Origin of the sequence: Mesorhizobium sp. WSM3859 (assembly GCF_002295065.1) — a bacterium.
In the GTDB taxonomy this organism is placed as follows: domain Bacteria; phylum Pseudomonadota; class Alphaproteobacteria; order Rhizobiales; family Rhizobiaceae; genus Mesorhizobium.
The window spans coordinates 125,149-143,886 of record NZ_NSGG01000005.1; the positions used below are offsets into that span (position 1 = coordinate 125,149).

At 63.6% G+C, this 18,738-nt stretch carries 15 protein-coding genes and 1 pseudogene; 8 read left to right on the forward strand and 8 right to left on the reverse strand.

Annotation, left to right across the window (positions count from 1 at the left end; genetic code table 11):
- Nucleotides 1-114 precede the first annotated feature (114 nt).
- The 7 genes from CK230_RS13160 (at nt 115) to CK230_RS13190 (ending at nt 7,354) form a co-directional block, all read left to right on the forward strand.
- On the forward strand, nt 115-2,430 hold the full coding sequence (locus CK230_RS13160; protein ID WP_095817600.1) for an EAL domain-containing protein: 2,316 nt from the start codon (nt 115-117) through the stop codon (nt 2,428-2,430).
- Nucleotides 2,431-2,763: 333 nt separating this feature from the next.
- Nucleotides 2,764-3,528, forward strand: a complete 765-nt coding sequence (locus CK230_RS13165) for an acyl-homoserine-lactone synthase (RefSeq protein WP_095817601.1) — start codon at nt 2,764-2,766, stop codon at nt 3,526-3,528.
- Between the two features lie 143 nt (nt 3,529-3,671).
- Nucleotides 3,672-3,821 (forward strand): DUF3096 domain-containing protein, encoded by a 150-nt coding sequence (locus CK230_RS13170; protein WP_095817602.1) that lies wholly within the window; start codon nt 3,672-3,674, stop codon nt 3,819-3,821.
- 148 nt (nt 3,822-3,969) lie between these two features.
- Nucleotides 3,970-4,194, forward strand: coding sequence for an aa3-type cytochrome c oxidase subunit IV (locus CK230_RS13175; RefSeq protein ID WP_095817603.1), 225 nt, complete (start codon nt 3,970-3,972; stop codon nt 4,192-4,194).
- A gap of 85 nt (nt 4,195-4,279) precedes the next feature.
- Nucleotides 4,280-5,533 carry a Re/Si-specific NAD(P)(+) transhydrogenase subunit alpha gene (locus CK230_RS13180; protein ID WP_095817604.1) on the forward strand — a complete coding sequence of 418 codons (1,254 nt, stop codon included), beginning with the start codon at nt 4,280-4,282 and terminating at the stop codon, nt 5,531-5,533.
- Nucleotides 5,533-5,955, forward strand: a complete 423-nt coding sequence (locus CK230_RS13185) for a proton-translocating transhydrogenase family protein (protein ID WP_095817605.1) — start codon at nt 5,533-5,535, stop codon at nt 5,953-5,955. The genes CK230_RS13180 and CK230_RS13185 overlap by 1 nt, the downstream gene beginning before the upstream one ends.
- 1 nt (nt 5,956) lies before the next feature.
- The gene (locus tag CK230_RS13190; RefSeq protein WP_095817606.1) at nt 5,957-7,354 is read left to right on the forward strand and encodes an NAD(P)(+) transhydrogenase (Re/Si-specific) subunit beta; all 1,398 of its coding nucleotides are present in this window, start codon (nt 5,957-5,959) and stop codon (nt 7,352-7,354) included.
- 71 nt (nt 7,355-7,425) lie between these two features.
- On the opposite strand, the gene gyrB is transcribed toward CK230_RS13190, so the two are convergent.
- Nucleotides 7,426-9,897 carry a DNA topoisomerase (ATP-hydrolyzing) subunit B gene (gene gyrB, locus CK230_RS13195; protein WP_095817607.1) on the reverse strand — a complete coding sequence of 824 codons (2,472 nt, stop codon included), beginning with the start codon at nt 9,895-9,897 and terminating at the stop codon, nt 7,426-7,428.
- A gap of 252 nt (nt 9,898-10,149) precedes the next feature.
- Nucleotides 10,150-10,722, reverse strand: coding sequence for an NADPH-dependent FMN reductase (locus tag CK230_RS13200; protein WP_095817608.1), 573 nt, complete (start codon nt 10,720-10,722; stop codon nt 10,150-10,152).
- Nucleotides 10,723-10,904: 182 nt separating this feature from the next.
- Here CK230_RS13200 and CK230_RS13205 point away from each other — a divergent pair, with 182 nt between their 5' ends.
- Complete coding sequence (locus CK230_RS13205; protein WP_095817609.1) at nt 10,905-12,275, forward strand: cytochrome P450; 1,371 nt, start codon at nt 10,905-10,907, stop codon at nt 12,273-12,275.
- Nucleotides 12,276-12,378: 103 nt separating this feature from the next.
- Here the strand turns inward: CK230_RS13205 and CK230_RS13210 are convergent, their stop codons facing one another.
- The 6 genes and pseudogenes from CK230_RS13210 to CK230_RS13235 form a co-directional block, all read right to left on the reverse strand.
- Nucleotides 12,379-13,362, reverse strand: coding sequence for a complex I NDUFA9 subunit family protein (locus CK230_RS13210; protein WP_095817610.1), 984 nt, complete (start codon nt 13,360-13,362; stop codon nt 12,379-12,381).
- 179 nt (nt 13,363-13,541) lie between these two features.
- Nucleotides 13,542-14,896: pseudogene (locus tag CK230_RS13215) on the reverse strand (IS3 family transposase).
- Between the two features lie 269 nt (nt 14,897-15,165).
- The gene (locus CK230_RS13220; protein ID WP_176480087.1) at nt 15,166-16,167 is read right to left on the reverse strand and encodes an Ldh family oxidoreductase; all 1,002 of its coding nucleotides are present in this window, start codon (nt 16,165-16,167) and stop codon (nt 15,166-15,168) included.
- Nucleotides 16,168-16,262: 95 nt separating this feature from the next.
- Nucleotides 16,263-17,072: an ABC transporter permease gene (locus CK230_RS13225; protein ID WP_095817612.1), complete on the reverse strand. Its 810-nt coding sequence runs from the start codon at nt 17,070-17,072 to the stop codon at nt 16,263-16,265.
- Nucleotides 17,072-17,737, reverse strand: a complete 666-nt coding sequence (locus tag CK230_RS13230; RefSeq protein ID WP_176480097.1) for an ABC transporter permease — start codon at nt 17,735-17,737, stop codon at nt 17,072-17,074. Before CK230_RS13230 ends, CK230_RS13225 begins: the two co-directional genes overlap by 1 nt.
- A 195-nt stretch (nt 17,738-17,932) precedes the next feature.
- Nucleotides 17,933-18,730, reverse strand: coding sequence for a transporter substrate-binding domain-containing protein (locus tag CK230_RS13235; RefSeq protein WP_095817614.1), 798 nt, complete (start codon nt 18,728-18,730; stop codon nt 17,933-17,935).
- Nucleotides 18,731-18,738 lie beyond the last annotated feature (8 nt).

The following is an 18,738-nucleotide window of genomic DNA, read 5'->3' on the forward strand; positions in this document are numbered from 1 at the left end:
GAATTTCCTGGTCTGTCCGGCGGGTCTCAACCCCCTGCAACCGGCATGCAGCGCCGTTCTAAGCCTTTCTTAAGGCGGTTGTGGGATGACAAGGCTTAGCGTTGGGCCAACGATATGGGCAGAGCAAAGACCGAAGACATCCCGGCGGATGTTTATATCCAGTTTGTGCGGGCGTTGTCCGACAACGCCTACATGCTGGTGGTCGGCGGCCTATGCTACTGGATCCTCGGAGTGATGATCTACCTGCGGACGCACGATCCGCTGTATCTTGGCTTCGCCTTCCTTCTGTTGTCGGTCAACCTCTGGCGCTACTTCAGCATCCGCAGCTTCCAAAGGAGCGGCAGCACTTTACCCACTGTCGAAAAGGCAGAGGCGTGGGAACGCGGTTACATTCTCAAAGGCAGTGCGCAGGGCCTCGCATTGGGGTCATTGTGTTTCGTGTCGATCTACCTGCGTCCCGATGGCTTCGCCGAACTGGCGTCCGTGTCGTTGGCATTGACCACCCTGCTCACGGTTGTCGGCCGAAGCTACGGCTCCAGGCGCATGGTGCAGATTTTTTCCGTGACCCTCATTGGGCTGCCAGCACTTGCGCTCTCCCTGCGCATGGACGTCCCCGACTTTGTCCTCGGGCTGATGATCATTCCGACGACAATCGTCACCATCAGCAGTGCCGATCATGTCCGTAACGTTCTGTTCTCGGCGGTCATCGGTCACCGGCAGGCGAAGGAGTTGGCGCAAAGGTTCGACCGGGCGCTAAATACGATGTCGCACGGCCTTGTCATGCTCGACTCGAACGGAAAGGTGGTCGTCGCCAACGCCGAGGCAGCACATCTGATGTCATTGAAATCGCCAGGCGCGCTGCTGGGGCGGTCGATCCACGGCCTCCTGATGCGCGGCGTCGCTGGCGGCATGCTGGCTCCGAAAGACTGCCGCTACATCGAGGCGCAACTGACGCGCGCCTTGCGCGAAGGCCGCGACCGCAAGGTACTGGTCTCGCTCGCAAACGGCCAGCACTACGAATTCTCCGCTCGTGAAGGGAGCCAGGAACTGGGCGTCGTCACCTTCGAGGACGTGACGGCGCGCGTCGAGGCGGAGGAAAAGATACGCTTCATGGCGCGCTACGACAATCTGACCGGTTTGCCGAACCGCGCCTATTTCCACGAACTCGTCCGTGAGGCCATGGCCTCCGGCGAGCAGGAGCGGCTCTGCGGTCTGGCGGTGCTCGATCTCGATGATTTCAAGAGCGTCAACGACACGCTCGGTCATCCTGTCGGCGACGGGTTGATTTACGCCGTGGCCGAGCGTCTCGCGGCCATTGCCGGGCCGGGCATCACGGTCAGCCGCTTCGGCGGCGATGAGTTCATGGTCTTCTTCGACCGCGTCGAGGACGAGAGCCATCTCAGCACCCTGCTCGACCAGATATTCGCGGATCTGCAGGGCGAGGTGGACGTCGCCGGCCACGGCTTGCGCATCCAGGCCAGCGGCGGCGCGGTGCTGTCCAAGGTCAAGGACACCGAGGTTGATGCAATGATCGTCAAGGCCGACCTTGCCCTCTACAAGGCCAAGGAACTCGGCAAGAACAGCTGGCGGCTGTTCGAGGCGGCCATGGACGCCGCTTTCCGCAATCGCCAGCTGATGAAGGCGGATTTGCGCAATGCCGTGCAGGCCAAGGATTTGCGCGTGGTCTATCAGCCGATCGTCTCCGTCAGCACCATGCGCATCGCCAGTTGCGAGGCGCTCTGCCGCTGGGACCATCCCGACCTCGGCCCAATCTCGCCCAGCGTCTTCATCCCCTTGGCGGAAGAGATGGGCATCGTTTCCGACATCAGCACCTTCGTGCTGGAGGCCGCATGCGCCGAATGCGCCAAATGGCCGGCCCAGACCAGTGTGTCGGTGAACTTGTCGGCCAAGGATTTCCGCAGCCGCGATATCGTCCAGAAGGTCAGGGACGCCTTGGCCAAGTCGGGCCTGGCGGCGCACCGGCTCGAGATCGAGGTCACCGAGACCGCATTGCTCGACGACAAGTCGCTGACGCGTGAGTCGATCGAGGACTTGAAGGCGCTTGGCGTGCGCATTGCGCTTGACGATTTCGGGACCGGCTATTCCAGCCTGAGCTATCTGCACAAGTTGCCGCTCGACAAGATCAAGATCGACCGCTCGTTCCTGGTCGATCTAAACCAGAACCGGCAGTCGCTCGACCTTCTCAAGGGCATTGTCGGCCTGTCCCGGACGCTGGGCCTTTCCGTCACCATCGAAGGGGTCGAGACCTTCGAGCAGCTGAAGACGCTGATCCATCTGGTCAAGCCGGACTTCGTGCAGGGTTTTCTCTTCGGCGCCGCGCTCAGCGCGTCGGGCATCGAGACGATGTCGAGCGTCACATGGCCATTTGCGGCGGAGTTGCATATCGCCGGCAAAAGGACAGCCAGCTGAACCGATTTCGGGCCAAACTCCAACACTGCTCTCGGTTCGGAGCGGTGTCATTCGGGCTGCGATTTCGCTGAGATCACCGCCGCCTTCAGGCAAGCCTGACCTTGCTGCGCCTCGGCGCCTTCAGACCTTGAACTTAGGATGGTCCAACTGATCTCCGGCAGGTGGTCTTGGACGGCCCGTCGGCGTCGAGTTTGCCCTTGTTGCTTTAGAGAATCTGCGAAAATGGCCGGCCGTTAAGGTTAACAAGCGGTAAATCAGCAATATCGAATTTTCAGCTTGTGTCCCATTTCAACTCGAATAGCCTTAGTTGCAGGCGGAATTCGAGGAATGACAATGGATGCTGCGAGGAAGAGTGCTTCGGCGGAAGCCGGCGCGAGGATGGACTCCGCGCTCAACCAATCGATGATGCAATTACTGGACCACGTTGAGTATCGTCTCATCACCGGGGGCGAAGATCTGGAGGCGATCTATCGGCTCCGCTACAACTCCTATCGGCGCTCAGGTATGTGTGGCCCGATCGCCGGCGGGATGTTCGAGGACCGCTGGGACAATCTGCCGAACTCCTACAGGTTCGGCGTCTATTTCGACGGCCACCTGGTAAGCACATTGCGGCTGCACTACATCACCCGCGAGCATCCCTACTCGCCCTCCGTCGACGCCTATCCGGAAATATTGTCTGAGCGGCTTGCCCGCGGAGAGACTTTCATCGACGGAACCCGGTTCGCAACCGATCCGGACCTCGCCCCGGCGCCGGGAGTCCTGCCTTTCCTGACGCTCAGGATTTGCATGGTGGCCTACTGTTATTTCCGCCAGACCGGGATGTTTATCCCGATCAAGTTGGAGCATTCCGCTTTCTATTCCCGCTTCTTCAGCGCAAAGCAGATGACCGAGGGCAAGGCGTTTCCGGGCGTTATTCCTCCGCTCGCATTGTTCGAAATTTCCGGCAATGAAGAGAATTTCCACCGGATACTCGACCGGTTGCCGTTCTTCAGATCGACGCCCATGGAGCAGCGGCTGATGTTCGGCAATCCGGCCATCAACCGGCTGACGCCCCTGTCCATTGTGCCGACGGCTAAATACTATCGCGCCGCCGCCTGAATGCGGGTCGTGAACCTTCTGCCGGCTGCGGCGTTAGCAAACAATTCCAGGAAAGTGTGAGCGGTTTTCCGGCCGAAATTGCATCACGACAAGCTCCGCAGCCGTCTGACTGGCGATCGCCTGTCAAATGAAAGGATTGCGACATGACCATCCATTCATTCGCGCTGACGCCGCTGATCTCGCTGATCGCCGGCGTGCTGATCCTGGTGATGCCGCGGCTCCTCAACTACATCGTCGCGCTGTACCTGATCGTCGTCGGCCTGCTCGGCCTTTTTCCCCAACTCGCCGGTTGAAGTCCCCCTTGCCGCGCGGGCAACGGCACGCCGTTCAATTTCAACTTTCATTTGAGGCTGTTGTCGCAGGTTGTGCGGCAATAGCGCCATTGCTCTTGGTTCGGCTTTTCGCTATGTGCCTCAAAGGCTTTTTCGAAGGGGTACTTCCATGGCTGATCACACGCCCGCCGGTCCGGTCGAGCTTGGCGCGCAGATGGACTATGCCGAGCACGATCGCACCTACAAGGCCTTCCTAGGCCTTGCCAAATACGGCTCGCTGATCTGCGCCGCCATCCTCATTGCCATGGCCTTTGGCTTCTTCGTCGGCGGCTTCTTCTCGGGCCTCATCGTGTTCATCCTGATCACGGCCATCGGCACGCTTATTCTGCGGTAGACTTCCCAAGCCCATCGCCCTCGACGTCGCCGGACGTCCGGCCGACGCCTTGCGTAATCAAGGTTCCAGCCGAAAGGATCGCCCGGTGGGACAAATAGTGTTCATCCCTCGTGAGCTTGACCCGAGCGAGCCGCGCGTCGCGGCCTCGCCGGAAACGGTCAAACGTCTGGCTGGTCTCGGCTTCGACGTGATCGTCGAGAAGGGCGCCGGCCTCGGCTCCCGCATCCCCGACCAGGATTTTGCTGCCGTGGGTGCCGCGATCGGCAAGACTGCCGACGCGTCGAAGGCCGACGTCGTGCTGAAAGTGCGCCGGCCGACCGACGCCGAGCTGAAAGGCTACAAGTCCGGCGCCGCCGTCATCGCCATCATGGACCCCTATGGCAACGATGCCGCGGTGGCCGCCATGGCCAGGGCCGGCATCTCCGCTTTCTCCATGGAATTCATGCCGCGCATCACCCGCGCGCAGGTGATGGACGTGCTGTCCTCGCAGGCCAATCTCGCCGGCTACCAGGCGGTGATCGACGCGGCCGCCGAATATGATCGCGCATTGCCGATGATGATGACCGCCGCTGGCACCGTGCCGGCTGCGAAAACCTTCATCATGGGCGTTGGCGTCGCCGGCCTGCAGGCGATCGCCACCGCGCGCCGCCTTGGCGCCGTGGTCACCGCCACCGACGTTCGCCCGGCGGTGAAGGAGCAGGTGCAGTCGCTTGGCGCGAAGTTCCTGGCGGTCGAGGACGAAGAGTTCAAGGCGGCCGAGACGGCCGGCGGCTACGCCAAGGAAATGTCGAAGGAATACCAGGCCAAGCAGGCGGCGCTGACGGCGGAGCACATCGCCAAGCAGGACATCGTCATCACCACGGCGCTGATCCCCGGCCGCCCCGCGCCGAAGTTGGTCTCGGCCGCCATGGTCGCCTCGATGAAGCCGGGTTCGGTGATCGTCGACCTCGCCGTCGAGCGCGGCGGCAATGTCGAGGGCGCGATGCCCGGCAAGGTCGTGACGACCGAAAACGGCGTCAAGATCGTCGGCCATCTCAACATGCCGGGCCGCGTCGCGGCCTCGGCCTCGCTGCTCTACGCCAAGAACCTCTACGCCTTCCTCGAGACGATGGTCGACAAGGCGACGAAGCAGCTTGCCATCAAGCGCGACGACGAGTTGGTCAAGGCGACGATGCTGACCGACGGCGGCAAGGTCGTGCACCCGAACTTCGCTAAGGCGGCGGAAGAGCCGCGCACCGAGCCGGCGGCCGTTCCGGCGACGACCATGGTCGCCGAAGCCGCCGACGCGAAGCCGGCGGCAAGGAAGAAGGCCGCAGCCAAGCCTAAGGGGACCGCGTGATGGACGCCTTGCAGAAAGCCCTCGAACAACTCGACCAGGCGACCGCCGCCGTGCGGCTGGCGGTGCAGGATCTTGCCAACGCGCCTGCCGGCGCCGAGGCTGCGGGCAACGCCGCGCACGCGCTTTCGGGCGGCGCCATCGATCCCTTCGTCTTCCGTTTCGCCATCTTCGTGCTGGCGATCTTCGTCGGCTACTATGTCGTGTGGTCGGTGACGCCAGCGCTGCACACGCCGCTGATGGCCGTCACCAACGCCATCTCCTCGGTCATCGTCGTCGGCGCGCTGCTTGCCGTCGGCATTGCCGCTTCCGGCCTCGCCGCGGGCTTCGGCTTCGTCGCCCTGGTGCTGGTCTCGGTCAACATCTTCGGCGGCTTCCTGGTCACCCAGCGCATGCTCGCCATGTACAAGAAGAAGGAAAAGTGACGTGACCGTCAATCTCGCTTCCTTCCTCTATCTCGTCTCCGGCATCCTGTTCATCCTGGCGCTGCGCGGGCTCTCGCACCCGACCACCAGCCGCCAGGGCAATCTCTACGGCATGATCGGCATGGGCATCGCCATCGCGACCACCCTGGCGCTGGCGACTCCATCGGCCGGCCGCTTCGGCCTGATCGTGCTCGGCCTCGCCATCGGCGGCGGCATCGGCGCCGTCACCGCGCGTCGTATCGCCATGACCTCGATGCCGCAACTGGTCGCCGCCTTCCACTCGCTCGTCGGCTTCGCCGCCGTCATGGTGGCCGCCGCCGCCATCTACGCGCCGGAAAGCTTCGGCATCGGCACGGCGGGCGACATCCACGCCCAGGCGCTGGTCGAGATGAGCCTCGGTGTGGCAATCGGCGCCATCACCTTCACCGGCTCGGTCATCGCCTTCCTCAAGCTCGACGGCCGCATGTCCGGCAAGCCGATCATGATCGGCGGACGCCACTTGATCAACATCGCGCTCGGCGTCGCCCTGGTGGTGTTGATCGTGCTTCTGGTCGCCACCGAATCGAAGCTCGTCTTCTGGCTGATCGTCGCCGCCTCGCTGGTGCTCGGCGTGCTCCTGATCATCCCGATCGGCGGCGCCGACATGCCGGTCGTTGTGTCGATGCTGAACTCCTATTCCGGTTGGGCGGCGGCAGCGCTTGGCTTCACCCTCGGCAATTTGGCGTTGATCATCACCGGCGCGCTGGTCGGCTCGTCCGGCGCCATCCTGTCCTACATCATGTGCAAGGGCATGAACCGGAGCTTCATTTCGGTCATCCTTGGCGGCTTCGGCGGCGAGACGGCGGCCGTTGCCGATGACGGCATCGAGCGCACCGTCAAGCAGGGCTCGGCCGACGACGCCGCTTACCTGATGATGAACGCGCAAAAGGTCATCATCGTGCCCGGCTACGGCATGGCGGTCGCCCAGGCGCAGCACGCGTTGCGCGAAATGGCCGACAAGCTCAAGGCCAACGGCGTCGAGGTCAAATACGCCATCCACCCGGTCGCCGGCCGCATGCCCGGCCACATGAACGTGCTCTTGGCCGAGGCCAACGTGCCCTATGACGAGGTGTTCGAGCTGGAGGATATCAACTCCGAATTCGCGCAGGCCGACGTCGCCTATGTCATTGGCGCCAACGACGTCACCAACCCGTCCGCGCGCGACGACAAGTCCTCGCCGATCTACGGCATGCCGATCCTTGACGTCGACAAGGCCCGCACCTGCCTCTTCGTCAAGCGCTCGCTCGGCTCCGGCTATGCCGGCATCGACAACACGCTGTTCTACAAGGACGGCACCATGATGCTGCTCGGCGACGCCAAGAAGATGACCGAGGAAATCGTCAAGGCCATGGATCACTGAGCTTGATTGCAGACTTCAAAAAGCAAGGCCCGGCAAACGCCGGGCCTTGCTTTTTGAGTGTGTAGTTGCGCTCAGATATCCAGATTGGCCACTGACAACGCATTGTCCTGGATGAACTCGCGCCGCGGCTCCACCTCGTCGCCCATCAGGCGCGAGAACAGCGAGTCGGCGTCGGTCGCGTCATTGACCTTGACCTGCAGCAGCGAGCGCACATTCGGATCCAGCGTGGTTTCCCAGAGCTGTTCCGCATTCATCTCGCCGAGACCCTTATAGCGCTGCATGGTGAGGCCCTTGCGCCCTGAAGCGAACACCGCGTTGAGCAGCGCCAGCGGCCCCGAAACAAGCTCGGAGTTCTCCTTGCGGCGCAGCGCCGGCTGCTCGCCATAGACTTCCGAAAGCCGCGGCGCATAGCGGTCGAGCTGGCGCGCATCGGCCGAAGCGATCAGCCCGGCGTCGAGCTGCACCACATCCTTCACACCGCGCACGGTGCGCTCGAAGACATAGCCGCCCGAACCGTCATTGGAGGTCGACAGCCGTCCGGACCAGCCGCGCTCGGTCTCCTCGGCGATCATGTCGAGCCGCTGCGCGACGCGCTCGGCCATGGCGTTGGCGCGGCCGAGATCGCCAAGCACGTCGGCATTGAGCGCGCCGGCGATCGCTGCCTGCTCGACGACGCTGCGGTTGTAGCGCGTGTGCAGCCCGTTGATCAGCTGCCGCACCGCCAGCGCGTCGTCGATGGAGGCGCGCAGGTCCTGTCCGGTGCGGACCTCGCCGGAAGCGAGCACCAGCGACGCCTCGTCCAGCCCGGACTCGATCAGATATTCCTCATAGGCGCTTTCGTCCTTGAGATATTGCGAGCTTTTTCCCCGCGTAACTTTGTAGAGCGGCGGCTGGGCAATATAGAGATGGCCGCGCTCGATCAGCTCCGGCATCTGCCGGAAGAAGAAGGTGAGCAGCAGCGTGCGGATATGGGCGCCGTCGACGTCGGCGTCCGTCATCAGGATGATCTTGTGATAGCGCAGCTTGTCGGCGTTGAACTCGTCCTTGCCGATCGAGGTGCCGAGCGCGGTGATCAGCGTGCCAATCATCTCGGAGGAGAGCATGCGGTCGAAGCGCGCGCGCTCCACATTCAGGATCTTGCCGCGCAGCGGCAGGATCGCCTGGTTCTGGCGCGAGCGGCCGCCCTTGGCCGAGCCGCCTGCGGAGTCACCCTCGACGATGAAGATTTCCGACTTGGCCGGATCGCGCTCCTGGCAGTCGGCGAGCTTGCCGGGTAGCGAGGTGACGCCGAGCGTGCTCTTGCGCGTGATGTCGCGCGCCTTGCGCGCGGCTTCGCGCGCCGCAGCCGCCTGGATCACCTTCTCGACCACGACCCTGCCTTCGCTCGGATGCTCTTCCAGCCAGGTGCCCAGCGCCTCGTTGACCAGGCTCTCCACCACCGGGCGAACCTCGGACGAGACCAGCTTGTCCTTGGTCTGCGAGGAGAATTTCGGGTCCGGCACCTTGACTGAGAGAACAGCGGTCAGGCCTTCGCGGCAGTCGTCGCCGGTGAGCGAGACCTTTTCCTTCTTGGTCTGGCCGGAGGCCTCGCCATAACCGGTGATCTGCCTGGTCAGCGCCGCGCGGAAGCCGGCCAGATGCGTGCCGCCGTCGCGCTGCGGGATGTTGTTGGTGAAAGCCAGCACATTCTCGTGGTAGCTGTCGTTCCACCACATCGCCACTTCGACGGTGATGCCGTCGCGCTCGGCGCGGATGGCGATTGGCGCCTCGATCAGCGGCTTCTTCACCCGGTCGAGATATTTGACGAACTCCTCCAGGCCGCCGTCATAATGCAGCTCATGGCGCACGAGGTCGGCATGGCGCGCGTCGGTCAGCACGATGCGCACGCCGGAATTGAGGAAGGCGAGCTCGCGCAGCCGGTGCTCCAGCGTGTTGTAATCGAACTCAACCATGGTGAAGGTCTCGGCCGACGGGAAGAAGGTGATCTCGCTGCCGCTGCGGCCTTCATAAGTGCCGGGCTGCTTGTCCTGCACATAGCTGCCGGTCACCTTCAACGGCGCGTCGGCATTGCCATGCGTGAAGCTCATCTCGAAGATCTCGCCGTTGCGGCGGATCTTGAGCTTGAGCCAGGCCGAAAGCGCGTTGACCACCGAGACGCCGACGCCATGCAGGCCGCCCGAAACCTTGTAGGAGTTCTGGTCGAATTTGCCGCCGGCATGCAGCTGCGTCATGATCACTTCGGCCGCCGAAACACCCTCCGAGGGGTGGATATCGGTGGGAATCCCGCGGCCATTGTCGATGACGGTGACGGAACCGTCGGGGTTGAGGGTCACCGAAACGAGGTCGGCATGGCCGGCCAGCGCCTCGTCGATGGCGTTGTCCACCACCTCATAGACCATGTGATGCAGGCCCGAGCCGTCGTCGGTGTCGCCGATATACATGCCCGGCCGCTTGCGCACCGCGTCCAACCCCTTCAAAACCTTGATGGAATCGGCGCCGTACTCGGCTTCCGCGCCGTTGGCGCTTTCGGTCTGATCGCTCATGAAAACCTGTCTGATTGATGTCGCTGGTCCGGCGCGGAAAAATGGCCGCGAATCGCGCCGTTTTGATGTCCTAGATATAGGCGCAAATGGCGGATTTTCCAAGGTTTGCGGGCATTTTGCCGGCTTGGCGGCAAGGCGTTTCCACGCCTCGGGCTGATACGGTCCCGGCGTTCGGCTGGAAAGGGTCGATGAGACGCAAAAGGCCGCGCCTAAGCGCAGCCTGATAGTTGCCTTCCTGGGAAGCTCTTGTACCTATTCGGCCGCACGCAGCGTCTTGAGCGCCTCGCTCCAGCGGAACAGTTCGTCCAGCATTGCCTTAGCGCCGCCCAGCACCTGTTCGCTCGGATGATAGGCGCGCTTCTCATCGAGCAGGCTCGCATAAGCGGGCAGCGCCACGCCTTCCGGGATCGGCATGACGCCGACCGAGGTGAGCAGCGGCTTCAGCGATTGCGCGGCGCGCAATCCGCCGGACACGCCGCCATAGCTGAAGATCGCCGCCGGCTTGTAGCGCCATTCATGGAGCAGGTAGTCGATGGCGTTCACGATCGCGGGCGCCACGAAGTAGTTGTACTCCGGCGCCACGAACACGAAGGCGTCGGCGGCGTCGATCGCCTCCGACCACGCCTTGGTATGGTCGTTCTCGTACTTGCGCAGGCGCGGATGGTGCGGTTCGTCGAGCATCGGCAGGCTGAACGCGGCGATGTCGGTCAGCGCCGGCTCGAACTTGCCGTGCTCGCGCGCGAATCCTTCCAGCCATTCGCCGAAGATCGGGCCGGCGCGTCCCGGCCGTGTGCTGCCGATGATGATGTTCAACCGATGCTTCACGGGAGGGCTCCTTGCTTGGCGGTATCCATTGGTGACTAACGCAGCTTGCCACCGGCAGCAAGCAGCTATCGGCTGATGTCGCTCACATTCCGGCGATGCGGCGGATCGTGCGCTGCCGTCCGGTCACATGGACGCCGGCCTTGTCGGGCACTACATTCACCGCTGTCAGCGGAGCATGCATCATGGACACCAAGCCCGCCCCCTTCGTGCCGCCGGCGCCCAAGCCGCGCACTGAGCCGCCTTCGACGCTGGAGATGATGCGCATCGTCTACCGCAACCCGCTCGAATTGTGGGGCGAGCACACCTACAACGAACCCTGGGTTTCGGCGAATGGTGTCGGCGGACATCTGATCGTCGCCAACGATCCCGGCCTCATCCGCCATGTGCTGATCGACAACGCCAGGAACTACAAGATGGCGACCGTGCGCCAGCTGATCCTGCGCCCGATCCTGCGCGATGGGCTGCTGACTGCCGAGGGCGAGGTCTGGAGACGCTCGCGCAAGGCGATGGCGCCGGTTTTCACGCCGCGCCACATCTTCGGTTTCGCGGCGCCGATGCTGAAGCGCACGCTGGAATTCGTCACCCGCTATGAAGCGGGCGGCACGACCGATGTCGCGCATGACATGACGCTGCTCACCTATGACATCCTGGCCGAGACGCTGTTTTCCGGCGAGATCGCCGGCGAGCCGGGCAGCTTCGCCAAGGAGATCGACCGCCTGTTCGAGACCATGGGCCGCGTCGACCCGCTCGACCTGTTGCGCGCGCCCGAATGGCTGCCGCGCCTGACCCGCATTCGCGGACGCAAGACCATGGCCTATTTCCGCAACATCGTCGCCGGCACGGTGAGGATGCGCGAAGAACGGATGAAGCGCGACTCCGATGGCGTGCCGCAGGATTTTCTCACCCTTCTGCTGCGCGCCGAGGGACCGGACGGGCTGACGCGCGCGGAAGTCGAGGACAACATCATCACGTTCATCGGCGCCGGTCATGAGACGACGGCACGGGCGCTGGGCTGGACGATCTATTGCCTGGCCGAGGCGCCCTGGGAGCGCGACAAGGTCGAGCAGGAGATCGACGCCGTGCTGGCGCGCGAGCCCGATCCGACCAAGTGGCTGGAGGCCATGCCGCTCACCCGCGCCGCTTTCGAGGAGGCGCTCAGGCTCTATCCGCCGGCGCCTTCGATCAACCGCGAGCCGATCGAGTCGGAGACCTGGAACGGCCTCTACATTCCGAAATACGCCGCCGTGCTGGTGATGCCTTGGGTCGTGCACCGCCACAGAAAACTCTGGGACAGGCCGAACGCCTTCATGCCCGAGCGCTTCCACCCGGAAAACCGCGACAAGATCGACCGCTTCCAGTACCTGCCCTTCGGCGCCGGCCCGCGCGTCTGCATCGGCGCGAGCTTCGCCATGCAGGAGGCGATCATCGCGCTGGCGATCCTTTTGTCGCGCTTCCGCTTCGACGTGACCTCCGACACCAAGCCATGGCCGGTGCAAAAGCTCACCACGCAGCCGCAGGGCGGCCTGCCGATGCAGGTCTCGCGTCGCGGCTGATCAGAGCAATTCCAGGAAAAGTGTGAAGCGGTTTTCCGTCCGGAATTGCGTCAAAAAATGAGAGATAGAGCGTTTCGCCGTTTCTCTGAATCGGTGAAACGCTCTAGCGTTCGGCGATCGGCCGGCGCTGCTGGAACTGGCCGGCGGCGCGGAAGCGCCAGAGATAGCTGGGCAGGATGGTGGCGATTGCCTGTGGCTGGATGCCCAGGCCGGTAAGCGTCCTGGCGGCCTTGGCGGCTTCGTCCGAAACGACGTTGTGCGCGCGCAACTGCAGCACCTGGTCCTTGGTCAGCAACGGATTGGGCAGCAACTGAAGGATCGATGCCTGCAGGTTCGCCACCCACCACGGCACAGGCACCAGAAGCCGCCTGCGGTCGATCACGGCAAGCATCTCCTCCATGCATTCCTTGAATGTCAGCACCTGCGGACCGCCGAGCTCATAGATCTGGCCGCCCTTGATCTTGCCGTCGACCGAGCGCGCGATCGCCTCGGCGACGTCGCCGACATACACCGGCTGGAATTTTGTCTGTCCGCCGCCAATCAGCGGCAGCACAGGCGAGAAGCGCGCCATGCCGGCGAAGCGGTTAAAGAAGCTGTCCTCCGGCCCGAAATTGATCGACGGGCGGAAGATGACGGCGTCCGCAATCGTATCGAACACTGCCTTCTCGCCGAGCGCCTTGGTGCGGGCATAGTCGGATGGGGAATTCAAATCGGCGCCGAGCGCCGAAATGTGGGTGAGGCCGGCGCCGACCGATCGTGCGGCCTCGGCAACGGCGCGCGCGCCGAAATCGTGCACGGCGCCGAATTTCTGGCGGCCGGTCTGATGCAGGATGGCGACCAGGTTGACGACATGGTCGGCGCCCTGCACGGCGCGGTCGACCGACCAGCGCACGCGCACATTGGCCTGCACCGGCTGGATCTGGCCGACATTGCCGAGCGGCTGCACGTGGCCGGCAAGGTCGGGCCGCCGGCAGGCGACCCGGATGCGGTAGCCGCGCTTGGCAAGGGCGCGGACGACATGGCGACCGACGAAGCCCGAGCCGCCGAAAACGACGACGAGCTTGGGGGTCTGCAGGATTTCGGTCATGACTGGCTCCGCGCGAATGCTTGGCTGAAGCCGTTTCTTAATCCGTTTCTCGCCAAAGGCAAAGAGCGACCGGAGGTCGCCATCGCCCCGTTTTTGAACTTGCCCGGAATGCCGCTCCGCCGCGTTTGGAGAAAACAGAAAACCCCGCCGAATGAACTGACCCCATAAAGTTGGACGGTTCATTGAGCTGGTGGATTTAAGGGCTGTGTCCTGTATTGCACAGGGCTCAGCCCTTTCAGTTTCAGTTTGATGCGGCGGTGGTTGTAATAGTCGATGTAGCGCATGATGGCCGTATCGAGACTTTGGACGGTTTCGAACCTTTCCGGATGGAAGAGTTCGGACTTGAGGGTGGCGAAGAAGCTCTCCATCGGTGCGTTGTCGAGGCAATTGCCTTTGCGTGACATGCTCTGAGCAAGGCCTCTGGCTTCCAGCCTGCGCTGGAATGCCGGCATCTGGTATTGCCATCCCTGATCGGAATGCAGGATCGGCCGTTCGTCCTCATCGAGCCGGGCAAGGGCTTTGGTCAGCATATTGTCCACCAGCTTGAACAGCGGCCTTCGTGAGGTTTCGAACGCGAGGATCTCGCCATTGTAGAGGTCCATGATGGGTGACAGGTAGAGCTTGTCGCCGGCCACGCTGAACTCCGTCACGTCGGTCACCCATTTGCGGTTGGCGCGCTCCGCGTTGAACTTGCGCTGCAAGAGATCGGGAGCGGTCCGCCCAACCTCGCCCCTGTAGGAACGATACTTCTTCGGCCTGACCAGCGACTTCAAGCCCATCCCGGCCATCAGGCTCTGGACCGTCTTGTGATTGACGCGTTGACCCAACTGGCGCAGTTGCGCGGTCACCCGGCGATAGCCATAGCGGCCCTTGTGGCTGTCGAAGATGGCCTTGATCGCCTCCTTCAGCGCCGCATGGCGGTCTGGGCGCGAAGCTGCCTTTTGCCCGTAATAGAACGTGCTGCGCGGCAGCTTCGCCAGTTCGAGCAGGCCCTTAAGCGGATGCAACGGCCTTAACGCCTGGACGGCTTGCGCTTTTTGGGCGCGTGTTCCTGCGTTAAGGCCTTCAGTTTTTTTAGGTAGGCGTTCTCCATCCGCAGCTGCTTCAGTTCGGCCAGCAGTTCTTCACGGCTTTTGGCCTCGTCACTGGCTGCAACAGGCACTGCGGGGGCCGGCGGCTTCGACATGGGGCGTCCTCTGGGACGTGGGCCGAGCGCCTCTATCCCGCCAGCATGATAGCGCTTCTCCCAGCCCGCCAGGCAACCGGCATTGCGGATATTGAACAGCGCCGCCGTCCGGCGATACGACAGGCCTTCCTTCCACATCCGCTCGAGCACGCACAGCTTGAACGCCGCGTCGTAACGACCGTATTTGCCAGACAGCCCGGCATCGCCATGCGCCTGGTACAGGCCAACCCACTTGCGGACAGTCGCCGCGTCAACTCCACGCTTCGACCCAGCACTCGCGTAGCTTTCATTCCCGCACAAATAGCTATCGACAACCGAGCGCTTGAAACGCGAACTGTGTTTGGACATGCAAAACCCCCGAAGGTTGTGTCCAACTTTCGGGGGTCAGTTCAGAAGCGGGGTTTTCCGGGCAGTTCCACGCCGAAACAGGGTCCAACGAGGCGGCCTGACCTGAGACGGTATCAAGGTGGCGTGAAGCAAGCACGCCCGCCCCCGCCCTGAACGCCCGGCGCGGCGCCGCCAGCCGCGAGCCGAACAGCCAACCAGGCGGCTCGCGGCGAGGGGTGCCGCGAATGTGTCGCGTCAGGTCGGGAAAAGGTTCAATAGCGTTGGAAAAATCAGGCCGAATAGCGCTCGGCAAACTCGGAGATGCGCTGCACGACCGCCCTGGACGTGGTGATGCCGCGCGCCTTTGCCTTCTCCGCGGCCTCGGCGCGCGAGCGTCCGGGGATGTGCACGCCATAGCGCCGCCGCAGCCGGTCGAGCTGGTCCTTCATGCGCTGCTCGAAATCCGGATCGAGCAGCTTGGGCTCGATGGCCAGAACAAAAAGGCCGGTGCCGGGGCTGTCAGGTCCGCCGGTGAACCAGGGCGCATCAAGCGACCAGTTCGCGCCGGAAATGCCGGCGGCCAGCACCTCGACCATCAAGGCGATGTTGGCGCCGCGCTGGCCGCCGAAGGCGAGCATCGCCCCCTTCATCGCCGCCGCCGGATCGGTGGTCGGATTGCCGCTGGCATCCAGCGCCCAGCCCTCGGGGATTTTCTTGCCGTCCTCGGCCGCCTTGCGGATGTTGACGAAGGCGGTGGCGCTCGACGACTGGTCGATGACCAGCGGCGGCCCGTCGGCGGCGGGCGAGGCGAAGGACATCGGATTGGTGCAATAGACCGGCTTGATCGAGCCCGAGCCGGCAAGCACGGCCGGCCCGTTGGTGGCGGCGAAGGAGACCAGCCCCTGCTCGGCCAGCCGCCCGGTGAAATAGCCGAGCGCGCCGCATGTATAGGCGTTCTTCTGCGAGAAGATCGAGACGCCGAACAATTTCGCCGCCTTGACCAGGTCGTCGATCGTGCGGTCGAAGCCGGTATGGGCAAGCCCGCCGCGCGCATCGGAAAGATAGACCGCGAGCGCCGGCCTTGTGATCACCGGATCGGCATTGCCGTCGATGCGGCCGGCTTCGAGCGCCTCAAGATAGTCGATGAAATGCGACAGGCCGACGGTCGACAGGCCCTCGGCTTCGGCTGCGATGATCGAAGCGGTCAGCGACTGCGCCGCCTCCTCATTGGCGCCCGCGCCGAGCGCCGCCATCCGGCATAGGCCTGTTGCCTGGTCGAGAGTGAGTTGCATCAGGGCTGCTCCTGAGTGAGTAGGAAGTAGGGAGTAGTCAGTAGGGTAAAACCAGCAACCGGCCCACTACTCACCACTCACTATTCACTACTCACTTATCCGATCTTCACCGGAATCCGCGCCTCGATCCGGCTGAACACGAAGACCAGGATGCCGGTGATCGTCATATAGATCAGCGCCAGAAGCAGCAAAGGCTCATAGGTCAGGTAGGTGTCCTGGCGCACCTTGGAGGATACGGCGAAGATGTCGATGACGCTGATCGTCGCCACCAGCGGTGTCGACTTCAACTGCAGCACCGTTTCGCCGGTCAGCGTCGGCAGCGCCCGGTAGAAGGCCTGCGGCAGCCAGATGCGGCGGAAGATCTTCCAGCGGCTCATGCCGAAGGCGCGGGCGGCCTCCAGCTGTCCGCGCGGCACGCCGGCGAAGGCGCCGCGCATCACTTCGCCCTCATAGCCGGCGAAGGAGAAGGTCAGCGCCACGACGGCATAGGGCCAGGCCTGCCTGAGATACGGCCAGAGCCACGATTGGCGGATCCACGGATATTGCGGGAAGATCGAGCCGAGGCCGTAATAGAGCAGCCAGAGCTGCAGGAGCAGCGGCGTTCCCCGAATGATGGTGCAGAAGACCTTGGCCGGTGCCGAGAACCAGATCGGTCCGCCGGCCTGGGCGAGCCCGAGCGGCACGGCCAGCGCGAAGCCCAGCGCGCAGGTGACGGCCAGGATCCACAGCGCCCGCCAGATGCCCATCAGGCCCATTTCCCAATATTGCGGCAGCCAGTCCCAACGCATGAAGAAGGCGGCGCAGAGGACCAGCCCCAAGGCGATCAGGATGAGCATGATGCGGTGCGGCTTCAGCCAGATCGAGGCGCGCGCCGCCATGTTGATCGCGGTGGCTTCGGCCGACATCAGCGCGCCTCCTTGACGGAGGGCATGCCGCGCCGCGACCAGGTCTCGACCCGGCCGATGAGCAGGTTGGAGAAGAGTGTCACTGCCAGGTAAAGCACGCCGGCGGCGACGTAGAAGAGCAGATAGGCCTTGGTGACACCGGCTGCCTGGCGCGTCGCCAGTGTCAGTTCGAAGAAGCCGACGACGGCGAGCAACGCCGTGTCCTTGGTGGCGATCAGCCACAGATTGGCGAGGCCGGGGATGGCGAAAGGCAGCATCGCCGGCAGCGTGATGCGTCGCAGCATCAGGCCTGGCGGCATGCCGTAGGCGCGGGCGGCCTCGATCTGGCCTTGCGGGATGGCGAGGATGGCGCCGCGGATGACTTCGGTCGAATAGGCGCCCTGGACGAAACCCAGCACGAAAATGCCGGCCGCCAGCCCGCTGATGTCGACACGGCTATAGCCCATAGCCGCCAGCACCTGGTTGATGAGGTCGGTGCCGGCATAATAGAGCAGCAGGATCAGCACCAGTTCCGGCACCGCGCGGACCACCGTGGTGTAGACTGCCAGCAGATCGCGCGTCACCGGACCGCCATAGAGCTTGCCAAAGGCGCCGGCGGTGCCGATCAGCAGGCCGAGGCAGGTGGCGCCGATGGCGATCTCGAGCGAATGCAGCAACCCGACCAGCAGCGTGCCGCCCCAGCCGGGCGCCACGGGTGACAGGAGTTCGAAAATGCCGGCCGCGGAGGCCGGAAGAAAGGCGTCGATCAGCTTCGCCCCCGGATTGCTGGCAAGCCACTGAAGCCAAGGTCAGCGGCAGGCGTGCGTGGCAAGGATCGGGCATGGCGCGGACGCCATGCCCTCACTCATTTGCGAGAGGGTTCAGTTCGACTGCGTCGCGCCGCCATAGATGTCGAAGTCGAAATATTTCTTCGAGATCTCGTCATATTTGCCGTTGGAGCGGATCGCCTTGATGCCGGCATTGATCTTTTCCTTGAGCGCGGTGTCTTCCTTGCGCACGCCGGCGCCGACGCCCGGTCCAAGCACTTCGTCGTCCGGGGCCACCATGCCCTTCAGGTCGCAGCAGGCCTTGCCCTGGTCGGATTTCAGGAATTCGCCGAGCGCGATGGAATCGGCCTGCACCGCGTCGAGACGGCCGGCGGCCAGATCGTTGTTGGCTTCGTCCTGGGTCTGGTATTCCTTGATTTCCTGCGCGCCGGTGAAATGCTTCTTGGCGTAGACGGCATGCACAGTCGAGACCTGCACGCCGATAACCTTGCCCTTGAGATCGTCCGGCGCGGCGCCGAACTTCTGGTCCTTTGGTCCGATGATCGCGGTCGGGGTGTTGTAGTACTTGTCCGAGAAGTCGATCGTCTTCTCGCGCTCGGCGGTGATCGACATCGAGGAGACGATAAGGTCGATTTTCTTGGTGGTCAGCGCCGGAATGATGCCGTCCCAGGCGACCGGCGTGATGACGCAGTCGAGCTTCTCTTCGGCGCAGACGGCGTCGATGAACTCGATTTCCCAGCCAACCCATTTGCCGCTGGCGTCGGGCGAGGTGAAGGGCGGGTAGGGTTCGGCGGCGACGCCGATCTTCACCTGCTCGGCCTTGGCCACGCCACCCATCGCCGCGACGCCGAGAAGCAGCGCGGCGGCGAAGGTCTTGAGAACAGTCTTCATGTCAGGAC